Origin of the sequence: Virgibacillus profundi, from assembly GCF_002287375.1 — a bacterium.
Classification (GTDB): Bacteria; Bacillota; Bacilli; order Bacillales; family Amphibacillaceae; genus Virgibacillus_K; species Virgibacillus_K profundi.
In genome coordinates this window covers 74,972-87,784 of the sequence record NZ_NPOA01000005.1, presented here as the reverse complement: position 1 = coordinate 87,784, position 12,813 = coordinate 74,972, and the positions used below count along the sequence as shown (strand labels likewise).

The following is a 12,813-nucleotide window of genomic DNA, read 5'->3' as shown; positions in this document are numbered from 1 at the left end:
CCCCGCTTCCTTGTATTTAAGCTATAAAAAAACTCCTTGCAAAAGGTTGCAAGGAGGTATACGTGTAGTATTGTACCCACGTCTTTCCGATGGCAACCTTGAAAATCTCTCTGGATTTAATTAAAGGTTAAATTATTTACTTTTCATATATGGATACCTGGTCCACTTCATCAATTTCAGTTAATTGTACGACAACTATTTCTTTATCAGATGTAGGTATATTTTTTCCTGCATAATCGGCACGAATCGGCAGTTCCCGATGCCCACGGTCTACCAGAACTCCCAGCTGAATTTGTGAGGGTCTTCCGATATCCATTACTGCATCCATTGCTGCTCTCACCGTCCTACCTGTATAAAGAACGTCATCAAGCAGTATTACTTTTTTGCCGGTTAGATCAACATCAATATTTGTTGCTTTTAACTCAGGATCACCATGCTGTGAGATTTTTTCTAAATCATCACGATATAAAGTAATGTCCAGTTCTCCAATTGGAACTTCTATTGCTTCAATTTGTTTTATTTTTTCCTGTAATCGTTTGGTTAATGGTACACCCCTTGTTTTTATCCCTACTAGTACAAGGTCTTTTCCACCTTTATTTCTTTCAACGATTTCATGGGCAATTCTTGTTAATGCCCGATTTATTGCGGGTTGGTCAAGTATTTCTGTTTTCTTCTTCATAACTACACCCCTAAAAATTAAAAACCCTATTCTCCATGAGGAGTATAGGGTTTTGGATATACGTACAGCTACATATATAATCCATTCCGCTACCTTTTTGCCTCACGGGACAATATTAAAGGTTCATTTATTCATCTTGGTTATTATTTCAAATTCGGCAGCATATGTCAATACATTTTATCAATATATGAAAGTACCTCATTAAAATACTCTGGTACATCCACTTCAAATTCCAGCCATTCCAGTGTTGTTGGATGTGTAAAGCCAAGCAGTTTCGCATGAAGAGCTTGTCCGTTCAAATCCATCGTTTTACGTGGACCATATTTTTGATCCCCTACAACCGGATGTCCAATATATTTCATATGAACCCTGATTTGATGGGTTCTACCTGTCTCCAATTGACATTCCACATAGGTGTAATCAGGGTAGCTTTTTAGTACCTTGAAATGGGTTACAGCAGGTTTACCGTCATCAACGATCCCCATTTTTTGTCGACTTTTTGGATCGCGTCTAATGGGGGCATCAATCATACCTGTTTCATGGGTTATCTCACCATGGACTAATGCCACGTATTTACGCTTGATCTCCTTTGCTGATAATTGATCAGCCAACTGAATATGTACCTCATCTCTTTTGGCAACAAGTAATAAACCACTCGTATCTTTATCAATTCGATGGACGATCCCTGGACGTTCCGCTCCATTTACTTGCGAAAGCTCTTTAGAATGGTAAAGCAGTGCATGTACCAGTGTGCCACTCTGGTGGCCTGCAGATGGATGTACAACCATTCCTTTTGGTTTATTAACCACAAGCAAATCATCATCCTCGTAAATAATAGATAGGGCTATATTTTCGGGTATAATTTCAGATGGTATATTTTCCGGAATAGACCATTGTAATTTATCTCCCATTTGACATTTATAATTGGCCTTAACATTTTCTTCATTTACAGTAACATGTTCTTTCGTTATCCATGATTGAATTTGTGACCGGGTTTGATCCTGATTTAGCTCCACTAATAATTTATCCAGTCGTGTTTTTGCCTGTTCTTCTGTTACAGTATGATAAAATGATGTCATTTTTTAGCTTTTCCTTTCTTTGTTTCATCGATAATCGTTGCAATAATAATTAAGAACACTCCAACTACCAGTGCAGAATCGGCTATATTAAATATAGGGAAATCATAATTAAAAATTATAAAATCAAAAAAATCAACAACCTCTTTACGAAAGAGACGATCAATAAAATTACCAATTGCTCCACCTAGAATAAAGCTTAGTGATATAGCCAGCATTTTACTCTCTTTGGCATACTTTTGCATGTAATAAATTACACCTATGACTACAATTACTGTGACTATGTAGAAAAACATCATCTGACCCTGTAATATTCCCCAGGCAGCACCTTTATTTCGATGTGATGTTAAAGAAAAAAAGTTTTCAATAATTATAATTTCTTCTCCGAGTTCCATTGTTTTAACAATAGCCCATTTTGTTAGTTGATCAACTGCAATAATAACTAGTGCAATAAGATAGTACAAATACATCTCTTTTCCCCCGATTTCATTGTAGGTCTTATTTATCTTAAACTTTAATTGGTAAATTATCAAGAACAAAAGCACGTGATGCAGCTATCGATGTCCAGGGATCAACTGTTGATGAATTTTTGTTAAGGCTGTTTTCGCATAGATTGGGACTGCGCACTGCTCGTCCCATCGAAGTGATTTATTGTTATCTGCTCTGAAGTCGATGTAAACTACGAAGTAAATCGGGATTGAATCCAATAACATGTGCTAATGTCGCCGTCCGGGATCGCTGCGGGCACGGCCTTAGCCTCCTCGAGAAACCCACTCTGCGGGGTCTTCGGACACGTGCTATTCCCGCAGGAGTCACCGCCCTCCGCTCACCCGGACTGGTGGAGTGGTTTGATGTTTTGAAAATTGATTACTAATGCAGTACATCGGGAGTAACCGGAAATCCAGCGGAGGAAACACATTGAAGACTCCTGCGGGAGGAAAGGCATAGGTGAGACCCCCGAGTGCCTAGCACGAGGAGGCTCACCAGCCGCCCTAAGGTCCGCGAAATGTGTTTCCGTAGCGAATCCCTGCTCTCAACCAGCGTTTGCAAATGAATTTTCACTATGTCGTACTTTATAGAAACTACGAAAGTTAAAAAAGCAACAAATGGTTTCAATGGGGCGAACGAAGTGGTCCCAAAGTTTACGAAAAGAGCCTTCATTTAAAATACCCCTCTCATTTTGAGAAGGGTATCATAAATTTATGCTGTATAATGTTCTTTTACAACATCTGCACATCGTGTACACAGTTCAGGGTGATCCTTATCTTCCCCAATCGTATTGGATGCCATCCAGCAACGTTCACATTTTTCACCTGGATGCTTTTCTACTGAGATATCTGCATATTTATACGCTTTGGCATTAGCTGCTTTATCTGCAATAACTACATCAGAAACAATTAAATATTGATGGAGATGTTCCATTGTTTGTAATACTTCTTTGGTTTGGTCATCTTTTGGAACTATTGTAATTTTAGCTTCTAATGATTTACCAATGATTTTATCATTTCTAGCTTCTTCCAATGCTTTGAGTACATCATCACGAACCTTCATAAAATGATCCCATTTTTCTGCTAAAACCTTATAGCCGGAAATTTCTTCAGGGTTCGGGATATCAGTTAGTTGAACACTTTCTGCTTCCACGCCTGGAATATACTCCCATACTTCATCCGCAGTGTGTGGAATAATTGGTGTCAACAATTTAACCAACGTTGTTAAAATTTCATAATAACCTGTTTGAATACTGCGGCGACGCTTATTATCCTTCGACTCAATGTATAATACATCTTTTGCAAAATCAAGATAGAAAGAACTTAAATCAACTGCACAGAAATTATGAATTTGATGGAAGATTGGCGAAAACTCGAATTTATCATAGTTTTCACGTACGTCACGAACTACTTGCTGCAGACGATGAAGCATATAACGATCTACTTCTTCCAATTCTGCTTCAGGAACATGGTCTGTATTTGGATCAAAGTCAGCAAGGTTTGCAAGCATGAAACGGAAAGTATTACGGATTTTACGGTATGCTTCAGATGTTTGTTTCAAAATATCATTAGAGATTCGTACATCTGCCTGATAATCAACTGATGATACCCATAATCGCAAAATATCTGCGCCTAATTGCTTTTGCACCTTTGAAGGTACCATGACATTGCCTAAGGATTTACTCATTTTCCGACCATTACCATCTAAAACAAACCCATGACTGATAATATTTTCATATGGTGCTTTCCCTGTTACAGCAACAGCAGTGGATAATGATGAATTAAACCAACCACGGTATTGGTCACTGCCTTCTAAATAAACATCTGCAGGGCGTTTGTGGTCTTCTCTTCCTTTTAAAACTGCTTCATGTGATGAACCCGAATCAAACCAGACATCCATAATATCCGTTTCTTTCGTGAAATTTCCATTTGAGCTATGTTCAGAGGTAAAGCCTTCAGGTAATAAATCCTTCGCTTCCCATTCAAACCAAATATTTGAACCATGTTCATGGAATAGTTCAGATACATGTTCAATTGTCTCATCTGTTATGATAGGCGTGTTATCCTCACCATAAAAAACAGGAATCGGTACACCCCATGTACGTTGACGTGAAATACACCAATCTTCACGATCACGAACCATGTTGTACAGTCGGGTTTCTCCCCAAGATGGATACCAGTTAATACGTTTGATTTCATCCAGAATATTTTGACGGAAATCTTTGATGGATGCAAACCATTGCGACGTTGCCCTGAATATCGTCGGTTTTTTCGTACGCCAATCATGTGGATAGGAGTGTGTTATAAATGAAAGCTTTAACAATGCTCCTACTTCTTCTAATTTTTCCGTAATTACCTTGTTTGCCTTATCATAAAATAAGCCTTCAAAGCCGGGAGCCTCACTCGTGAAACAGCCTTTATCATCCACTGGGGATAGTACTTCGATACCGTAAGACTTTGCAACTACAAAGTCATCTTCCCCATGCCCAGGAGCTGTATGAACACATCCTGTACCTGCTTCTGTAGTTACATGTTCACCAAGCATGATTAATGAATCACGATCATAAAACGGATGTTTTGTAACAATCTTGTCTGCTTCCTGTCCTTTAAATGTTTTTATAACTTTTGGGTTTTCCCAGGCTAACTGTTCTTTAACAGCTTCAAGTAATGCACTGGCAATTACATAACGTTCATCATTTACCTCAACAACATCATATTGCAGATCCGGATGCAAACTGATTCCCAGGTTTGCCGGAATTGTCCAAGGTGTTGTTGTCCAAATAATAAACTTCTCTCCACCCTCAAGCAATCCTTTCCCATCCGTAACTTCAAATGATACATAAATGGAAGGGGAGCGTTTATCATGATATTCAATCTCCGCTTCAGCCAGAGCAGATTCAGATGATGGTGACCAATAAACAGGCTTTAATCCTTTATAAATGTATCCTTTTTTAGCCATCTCACCAAATACCCGTATCTGTGCAGCTTCATAATCCTTCGTTAATGTTATATACGGATTATCCCAATCTCCACGTACACCCAACTGTTTGAATTGCGTGCGCTGACTATCAACCTGACCCATAGCATATTCTGCACATAATTGTCTAAACTCAGCAATGCTCATTTCTTTACGCTTTACTTTTTTCTTTTTTGTCAATGCTGTTTCAATCGGTAGCCCATGTGTGTCCCAGCCTGGAACATATGGTGCATGATAACCTGTCATTGATTTATAGCGGGTAATAAAATCTTTGAGAATTTTATTAAGGGCATGACCAATATGCAAATCTCCATTCGCATATGGTGGTCCATCATGCAAAATAAACAACGGTCTTCCTTTCGTTCTATCCTGAACTTTTTCATATAAATTAGTTTCTTCCCAATGCTCTTGTCTTTTCGGTTCCTTATTTGGTAAATTTCCTCGCATTGGAAATTCTGTCTTTGGCATTAATAATGTATCTTTATAATCCATTTTTAGCTTCCTCCTTTTTAAATAAAAAAAGTCCTCTGCATCCCAGAAGGGACGAGAAGACTCGCGGTACCACCCTTATAAATTTAAAAAAATATCTTTTAAATTCACTCGAAATTCGTAACGTGAATGAAACGTCCATTATTACTAAATTTCATAACGGATACTACAGAGTGATTTTCTAAAAACAATTCTGCATCGGGCTTTCACCATCCACCGACTCGCTAATCAGTTAAATGTTTTTATACTGTCTCTGTCAACGTATTTATTACTTATATTTAAAAGTATGTGTATGAATTATATGTAATTTTGGTGATCACGTCAAGATCTAAGATTTATTATCGATTAACTCAAGCTCTTCGCCCAGCTCTTCATTGAATAAATCTTCCCAATCATCTGTGCCAATCATATCCAGCTGTGCTTCAACAAGCATTTTTAGACGGGTTCGAAATACTTTTGCTTGTTTCTTTAATTCTTCAACATCCATGGAAATCCGCCGTGATTTACTCAACGCTTCATTAATAATCCGATCTGCATTTTTTTCTGCTTCTTTAATAATCAATTTGGATTCCTTTGTTGCGTTACCTTTTACTTCTTCAGCAGTTTCCTGAGCAACCAGGATTGATTTATTTAAGGTTTCTTCAATATTGGTAAAATGACCCAGTTTTTCATCCAGCTGATTAACCTTTTCCTTTAATTCCTTTGTTTCTCTAATTGCTATTTCATAGTCTTTAATGACCTGATCCAAAAACTCATTTACCTGATCTTCATCATACCCGCGAAAACTCCGGGTAAACTCTTTGTTATGAATATCTAACGGTGTTAATGGCACATTGGCCACCTCCTCAAGGATAGTATAAGAAAAATAAAATTACATGATGACGATTATATTCGACAAAAATCTGGTTATTCCTGCAATTCTATAAAATTTTATTTTAAAATTGCGGTAGTTATCTTCCAGTTCTCTTTTTTCGTTCGGCCATTTATTTTAACCAATTTACTTCTGCCTTTTCCTCGTACCGATAGTAAATCCTTTTCCTGAAGTATAAATTTCCCATCATCAATTACCTTATAATTTACTTTCACAAGTAATTTGCTAATATATTCAGCTGCTTCTTTTCTGGAGATATTGTATATTTCCTTTAACACTGTATCTAACCTAAGTGAGGATATTGTCTTGTCGACTTCCACCCAGTTTTCTGTACTTTTTATTTTGGCTAAAAGCGGCTTTTCCTCAAGTCTGATAGTTGCTCTTTTTATAGAAGTTAGATTTGTTTTTACATATGGGGCTATTTCATCAGCCAATATGATTTGGATTAGTCCATCACCCACGAAAATATCTCCAAGTTTTTTACGTTTTATACCTAGGGATAAAAACGCCCCCATCACGTCCGGATGTTCCAATGTTATAAATTTATCCTGATAGGTTGCCTGAAGCAATGTGAGCTGATGAGTCTCCTCTGTCACCTCTTCATAGAAGGGTGCAATAACCATACGGCTTCTTTCAGCATGGTCTCCCCCACCATTTGCATATAGTTTTAATTCTTCATTAGCTGTTCCAATCAGCATCTCTATGATCTGCTGTTCTCTCGGATCAAGAAAGTCAGACAGCTTATACTGAAAATTTTGTTCGACCTGTTCTTTCCAGGATAGAACCTGATCGATAAACGGTTGTTCTTCTTTTCTAAAATGTTGATAAATATCCATCTTTTCTCATTCCTTTAAAATGGCAGCATTTTAAACAATTCATTTAATCCGGATCTTGCTAAAATCAAAACAAAAATCCCAACAATTGGTGACAGATCGATCATTCCAAGTGGCGGAATAAACTTGCGAAATTGCTCTAAGTAAGGCTCACAAATTTTAGCTAAAAATTGACCAAATGATGATTCTCTTGCTCCCGGAAACCATGACATAAAAATATATACAATTATCGCATAACTATATATTACCAAGGCATAGTACAGTACTACATGTAATAGATCCATTATTGATTACCATCCTTTTTCAAATTCATCTTCCTCAATAAATGCTTCGGATATTGTTCCGGAAACATCAACATTATCAGGAGTACAAAGAAATGTTTCAGCCCCCAGTTTTTGAATATCACCATTAACGGCATAAACAGTACCACTAAGGAAATCAACAATTCTTTTTGCTTGATGATTGTCTACCCGTTGTAAATTAATAACGACAGCTCTTCTGTTTACAACATTATCTGCGATTTCCTGTGCTTCACTATAAGTTCTTGGCTCACAAAGAACAACTTTAGATGTTGGTTGTTGCATACTTGTTAAATTAACTACATTTTTATTCTTCTGTTCCGAATCTATTTTGCTGCCGGCTGCCACTTCTTCTTCTTCAACATACTCATATTCATACTCATCATCCATCGTAAAATAATTTTTAATCTTATTTTTAAAACTCATTTCTTCACTCCTCGATAATATTATGATCCAACTAAATGTGAACCTAATCGAATATGTGTTGCTCCCTCTTCAATTGCAATTTCATAATCATTGCTCATACCCATGGATAAGTATTCACAAGGAGCATGTGGTAGCTTTTTCTGTTGGATGGTATCTTTCAAATCAGCCAATTTTCCAAAGACATTTCTTAAGTGGTTTTTATCCTCTATATGTGGTGCCATTGTCATTAAACCGACGATATTGATTTTTTCATATTTTGCTACCTCTTCTATGAAAGGAATTACTTTATCAGGCTCTAGCCCATGCTTGGATTCCTCACCACTCACATTGACCTGTACAAAACAGTCAACATTTGATTCAGCACGTTTATCAACTTCTTTAGCAAGTGATATTCGATCCAATGAATGAAGTGCATCGATATTATGAATAACGTCTTTTACTTTTCGTGTTTGTAATGTTCCAATAAAATGCCAGTTTACCTTATTCCCAAAATGGTTAAACTTTTCCAGAAAACCTTCGAGGCGATTTTCGCCAAGGTTCTTAATCCCGGCATTAATCGTTTCTTCTGTTCGTTCTATTGTAACATATTTCGTAACACCAATTAATGTAATTTCATCCGGATTTCGATTGCTTTTCTCACAAGCTTGTCCAATATTAAATTTAATTTGTTCAAGATTTTCTGCTACATCCATTATAACCATTATTCCTCCCAATATAATTATATTGAAAACCCAAGGAATCCTAACATCCTTCCCGTTTTCCCATTATCTCTTCGGTGTGAAAAAAATAAATCTTTATCATTAAATGTGCAATAATTTGTTATATCTATATTATGACGTAATACACCAGATTGTAAAAGGATTTCTACATTTAATTGCTTTAAATCTAATAAATACCGATTATTCGCTTGTTGGATTACAGTTTTTTCTCTGTCTTTCATATCAATATGTTTGATGACATTTTCACCAACCTCATAAAACTGCTGTGAAATGCCTGGTCCAATAGCAACAAACAAATCATCCTTATTAACACCTGTCTTTTGCAGCTCTTGAACCATTTTTTCAGCTATTCTGCTGACAGTACCCTTCCACCCGGCGTGTGCAATACCAATATACCCTGTTTTAGGATCAAAAAAGTATAATGGTATACAATCAGCAAAAAAGGCAGTACATAGAATTCCTTTTTCATTCGTAATTAAACCATCTATTCCCTTAATTGAGCTTTGATATGTAATAGCTCCCTTTCCCTTATCATTGCTATTGATTTGCTTAACATTTGTATGATGCACCTGCTCACCGGATACCCAGCTGCTCAGTGGAATATTCAAGCTTTCCGACAACTTTCTTCGGTTCGTAATGACATCCTTATGTTCATCATGTACATGTAATCCAGTATTTAATGTGTGAAATGGAGGTGTACTTACACCCCCATTTCTCGTCGTAAATCCAGCTATCAGTTTAGGATTGGTTTTCTGCCATTTTTCTATATGTAAATAGTTTTCATTACATTGTATAAATGGTTCATTCATTAAAGGTACCCCCCTGAAAGTATATCTGTACCATTTTATCATATTTTTGATTTTATTATAAATTTTTGTCATTAGAAAATGCTTCTGAATATAATTTTGGTTTTTTAACCTCATTTACAAGGATTACATCAGATCCTATTCTTACAATTTGGTCCCAATGAATAATCAACTCATCAGGCTTACCAAAAAAACCACCAGTCTTTTCCTTTAAAATAATTACAATTGCAATAATCCTTCCATTGTCAGTATCAATTTCCAAATCGGAAATATGTCCCAAACGCCTGCCATCATCAATAATTATTACTTCTTTTACCTGCAGTTCTGAAAGCTTTATCATTATACTCACCCCCACCTTACTTTAACTATATGCATGGCCCCTCGGATATTTTCATATAAAACAAAAAAACAAAAGGAATCGGTTGACGAAAAACCTTTTCCTTTTGTTTTATAATTGATGTTCTTTTACGTAGTACTTTGCTGTCCCCTCCATTTCCAAGCAAACTCGTTATACTTGTTTAGCTTCTGAACAGTCGCCTCAGCTTTATTCAAACATCTGCTTGTTCATTTGACTGATGGCGGCTTTTTCAAGACGGGAAACCTGGGCTTGGGAGATACCTATTTCATCTGCCACTTCCATTTGAGTTTTCCCCTGAAAAAATCGTTTATTTAATATCATCTTTTCTCTTTCGTTAAGTTTATACATTCCTTCCTTTAATGAAAGTTTATCAAGCCAGGTTGAATCCTTATCTTTTTCATCACTGATTTGATCCAATACATAAATTGGATCTCCACCATCATTATAAATTGGTTCGAATAATGATACAGGATCCTGAATTGCATCAAGTGCAAATACAATGTCTGAATGTGGAATCCCCATCTCTTCAGAAATCTCCATTGCTGTTGGTTCTTTAGATGTTTTATTAATGAGCTTTTCCCTTACTTGTAATGCTTTATAAGCAATATCCCTTAAAGATCTTGACACTCTAATCGGATTATTATCCCTTAAGTATCGTCTAATTTCACCGATAATCATTGGAACAGCATATGTGGAAAATCTAACATTATGTGCTAAATCAAAATTGTCAATAGATTTCATTAAACCGATGCAACCTACCTGGAATAGATCATCTACATATTCACCACGATTATTAAAACGTTGAATCACGCTTAAAACAAGCCGTAAATTTCCATTTACAAGCTCTTCTCGTGCAGATAAATCATCATCCTGCTGCATTTTTATAAAAAGTTTTTTCATTTCATCATTCTTTAAAACAGGTAGCTTCGATGTATCAACACCACATATTACAACTTTATGTCTAGTCATTTTGTTCAACCCTCCCAGTTGGCGATGCTGTTCATGGACAGTATCTCCGCATGGAAGGATTTTTATGCAAGCTTATCCGGTCTGAAAAATCACTAAATCACACCAATTCTTCATACATCAAGGCTAAACCATTTTATTAAATTCTTTTTTTAATCGTCTAATAATCTTTTTTTCCAATCGTGAAATATAAGATTGGGAAATACCTAACATATCAGCTACATCCTTTTGTGTTTTTTCCTCTTCCCCTATCAATCCAAAGCGCAATTCCATAATTTGTTTTTCGCGATCAGTTAATTGAGAAAGAGCATTTTTCAATAAACTTTTGTCAACATTTGATTCTAGATTTTTTGTTATGATATCCACTTCAGTACCCAATACATCTGATAATAGCAATTCATTTCCATCCCAATCAATGTTTAGTGGTTCATCAAAAGATATTTCAGATTTTAATTTATTATTTCTGCGTAAATACATTAATATTTCATTTTCAATACACCTCGAAGCATATGTAGCCAGCTTTATCTTCTTTTCAGGCTTAAATGTATTTACACCCTTAATGAGACCAATTGTACCAATACTTATTAAATCCTCAATATTAATACCTGTGTTTTCAAATTTACGTGCAATATACACGACTAAACGCAAATTTCGTTCAATCAATACAGCACGTGCTGCTTTGTCTCCTTTTGGCAATAATATTAATAATTCCTGTTCTTCCTGTTTGGACAGTGGTGGCGGTAGTGCTTCTTTTCCCCCAATATAGTATATTTCATCCGATTTAATTCCTAATTTCATTAAAACTTTATACCACTTTAATCGAAAAGACAGTTTCCATGATTTTACCAACAATTATCTCTCCTTTATGCAGAATAAACAGCTGCTAATTTTAATATTTGTGGTTGAAGCAAACAATGATAGCTTTGATCTTTTGTTAATTCAGCAAACTGGATGCCGATCAATATTTTATTTGTAACTATTTTTTGCTCATCATAGTGAACGACTAGTTTATCTGGCTTAATTCCAATTAAAAACATTCCACTTCCCTGCACACCCTGGTATGGCACAATATGAATATATTTTTCCCAGCCTCTTGGGAGGTTGTCAAAATCAAGATGATCATTTGCATCCTTTAATTGCTTCCACTCATTTTCGGAAAACCACTGCTTTAAAAATGATTCGTCACAAATAATGACAGGTTTCTTTGTTAGAGGATCTACCAATTGATTACCACTATCAATATAGCCAGTAGTTGAATAGCTTTTATTTTTTAATTGAATAGTAACCGGGTATTGCTGATCATAACGAATCTTCTCGGCTGCATGCCTGTCCATACGGGCTTTTGTGAAAATCCATACTAACGGAAAGCCAATACAAAGGAAAATCCAGCTGATAGGGTCACCGTAACCACTGTTAAATGTGAGTAAACCATTTGCAGATAGACCAATCGGATTTTGAAATAGAAAATGTATTGCTATTAGTCCACCCCCAATTGCAAATGTTGTGAAATAAAATAATAAGAGTAATTTCATCATTCGGTATATATTCATGAAACCAAATGCGCAAACTATTATAATGACCGAGTAAATAAATTTTCCGACTACACTAGTCGCAAATGAATCAGGGAAATAAATAGAAATAGGAACAAGCAGTGATGCGATAAAAGCACCAAAAACAATTCGGATTTTTCTTGTACTGTCCCTTGCCAGAGCTTGTGTAAGCATTAAAAGCATCATATCCAGGAAAAAATTCAATGTCCAGACAGCATCAAGATAAATGGTCAACTTACTCTTCCTTTCTAAAAAAACCGCCATATCAATAAAATA

14 protein-coding genes and 1 other annotated feature are annotated in these 12,813 nt (G+C 36.0%); all 14 genes read right to left on the bottom strand.

Going from position 1 to position 12,813, the window contains the following annotated elements; all coding sequences use genetic code 11:
- Positions 1 to 136: 136 nt before the first annotated feature.
- The 14 genes from pyrR to spoIIGA all read right to left on the bottom strand — a co-directional run bounded on the left by pyrR (position 137) and on the right by spoIIGA (position 12,771).
- Complete coding sequence (pyrR, locus tag CIL05_RS08635; protein ID WP_095655127.1) at positions 137 to 679, bottom strand: bifunctional pyr operon transcriptional regulator/uracil phosphoribosyltransferase PyrR; 543 nt, start codon at positions 677 to 679, stop codon at positions 137 to 139.
- A 167-nt stretch (positions 680 to 846) separates the two neighbouring features.
- Positions 847 to 1,758 (bottom strand): RluA family pseudouridine synthase, encoded by a 912-nt coding sequence (locus tag CIL05_RS08630; protein WP_095655126.1) that lies wholly within the window; start codon positions 1,756 to 1,758, stop codon positions 847 to 849.
- Positions 1,755 to 2,225 carry a signal peptidase II gene (gene lspA, locus CIL05_RS08625; RefSeq protein ID WP_095655125.1) on the bottom strand — a complete coding sequence of 157 codons (471 nt, stop codon included), beginning with the start codon at positions 2,223 to 2,225 and terminating at the stop codon, positions 1,755 to 1,757. Before lspA ends, CIL05_RS08630 begins: the two co-directional genes overlap by 4 nt.
- A 730-nt stretch (positions 2,226 to 2,955) precedes the next feature.
- A complete protein-coding gene (gene ileS / locus CIL05_RS08620; RefSeq protein ID WP_095655124.1) occupies positions 2,956 to 5,712 on the bottom strand; it encodes an isoleucine--tRNA ligase in 2,757 nt (918 codons plus the stop codon).
- Between the two features lie 44 nt (positions 5,713 to 5,756).
- Positions 5,757 to 5,978 (bottom strand) — a binding site (T-box leader).
- Positions 5,979 to 6,037: 59 nt separating this feature from the next.
- Positions 6,038 to 6,541, bottom strand: coding sequence for a DivIVA domain-containing protein (locus tag CIL05_RS08615; RefSeq protein ID WP_095655123.1), 504 nt, complete (start codon positions 6,539 to 6,541; stop codon positions 6,038 to 6,040).
- 98 nt (positions 6,542 to 6,639) lie between these two features.
- On the bottom strand, positions 6,640 to 7,416 hold the full coding sequence (locus CIL05_RS08610) for a YlmH family RNA-binding protein (protein ID WP_095655122.1): 777 nt from the start codon (positions 7,414 to 7,416) through the stop codon (positions 6,640 to 6,642).
- A gap of 14 nt (positions 7,417 to 7,430) precedes the next feature.
- Positions 7,431 to 7,697, bottom strand: coding sequence for a YggT family protein (locus tag CIL05_RS08605; RefSeq protein ID WP_095655121.1), 267 nt, complete (start codon positions 7,695 to 7,697; stop codon positions 7,431 to 7,433).
- Between the two features lie 6 nt (positions 7,698 to 7,703).
- Entirely contained in the window at positions 7,704 to 8,138 is a 435-nt protein-coding gene (locus CIL05_RS08600; RefSeq protein WP_095655120.1) for a cell division protein SepF, read from the bottom strand.
- 20 nt (positions 8,139 to 8,158) lie between these two features.
- A complete protein-coding gene (locus CIL05_RS08595) occupies positions 8,159 to 8,830 on the bottom strand; it encodes a YggS family pyridoxal phosphate-dependent enzyme (RefSeq protein ID WP_206207768.1) in 672 nt (223 codons plus the stop codon).
- A gap of 26 nt (positions 8,831 to 8,856) precedes the next feature.
- Complete coding sequence (pgeF, locus tag CIL05_RS08590) at positions 8,857 to 9,666, bottom strand: peptidoglycan editing factor PgeF (RefSeq protein WP_095655119.1); 810 nt, start codon at positions 9,664 to 9,666, stop codon at positions 8,857 to 8,859.
- A 55-nt stretch (positions 9,667 to 9,721) separates the two neighbouring features.
- The gene (locus tag CIL05_RS08585; protein WP_095655118.1) at positions 9,722 to 10,003 is read right to left on the bottom strand and encodes a YlmC/YmxH family sporulation protein; all 282 of its coding nucleotides are present in this window, start codon (positions 10,001 to 10,003) and stop codon (positions 9,722 to 9,724) included.
- A gap of 204 nt (positions 10,004 to 10,207) precedes the next feature.
- Entirely contained in the window at positions 10,208 to 10,990 is a 783-nt protein-coding gene (sigG, locus tag CIL05_RS08580) for an RNA polymerase sporulation sigma factor SigG (protein ID WP_095655117.1), read from the bottom strand.
- A gap of 123 nt (positions 10,991 to 11,113) precedes the next feature.
- Positions 11,114 to 11,818 (bottom strand): RNA polymerase sporulation sigma factor SigE, encoded by a 705-nt coding sequence (gene sigE, locus CIL05_RS08575; RefSeq protein WP_276245340.1) that lies wholly within the window; start codon positions 11,816 to 11,818, stop codon positions 11,114 to 11,116.
- A 32-nt stretch (positions 11,819 to 11,850) separates the two neighbouring features.
- Positions 11,851 to 12,771 carry a sigma-E processing peptidase SpoIIGA gene (spoIIGA, locus tag CIL05_RS08570; RefSeq protein ID WP_095655116.1) on the bottom strand — a complete coding sequence of 307 codons (921 nt, stop codon included), beginning with the start codon at positions 12,769 to 12,771 and terminating at the stop codon, positions 11,851 to 11,853.
- Between the last annotated feature and the right edge of the window lie 42 nt (positions 12,772 to 12,813).

What these genes read in the sequence shown, in the direction of transcription:
- lspA (WP_095655125.1), bottom strand. Translation starts at nt 2,225, where the DNA reads ATGTATTTGTACTATCTTATTGCACTAGTTATTATTGCAGTTGATCAA.
- sigG (WP_095655117.1), bottom strand. Translation starts at nt 10,990, where the DNA reads ATGACTAGACATAAAGTTGTAATATGTGGTGTTGATACATCGAAGCTA.
- CIL05_RS08585 (WP_095655118.1), bottom strand. Translation starts at nt 10,003, where the DNA reads ATGATAAAGCTTTCAGAACTGCAGGTAAAAGAAGTAATAATTATTGAT.
- CIL05_RS08600 (WP_095655120.1), bottom strand. Translation starts at nt 8,138, where the DNA reads ATGAGTTTTAAAAATAAGATTAAAAATTATTTTACGATGGATGATGAG.
- pgeF (WP_095655119.1), bottom strand. Translation starts at nt 9,666, where the DNA reads ATGAATGAACCATTTATACAATGTAATGAAAACTATTTACATATAGAA.
- CIL05_RS08630 (WP_095655126.1), bottom strand. Translation starts at nt 1,758, where the DNA reads ATGACATCATTTTATCATACTGTAACAGAAGAACAGGCAAAAACACGA.
- CIL05_RS08595 (WP_206207768.1), bottom strand. Translation starts at nt 8,830, where the DNA reads ATGGATGTAGCAGAAAATCTTGAACAAATTAAATTTAATATTGGACAA.
- CIL05_RS08610 (WP_095655122.1), bottom strand. Translation starts at nt 7,416, where the DNA reads ATGGATATTTATCAACATTTTAGAAAAGAAGAACAACCGTTTATCGAT.
- pyrR (WP_095655127.1), bottom strand. Translation starts at nt 679, where the DNA reads ATGAAGAAGAAAACAGAAATACTTGACCAACCCGCAATAAATCGGGCA.
- ileS (WP_095655124.1), bottom strand. Translation starts at nt 5,712, where the DNA reads ATGGATTATAAAGATACATTATTAATGCCAAAGACAGAATTTCCAATG.
- CIL05_RS08605 (WP_095655121.1), bottom strand. Translation starts at nt 7,697, where the DNA reads ATGGATCTATTACATGTAGTACTGTACTATGCCTTGGTAATATATAGT.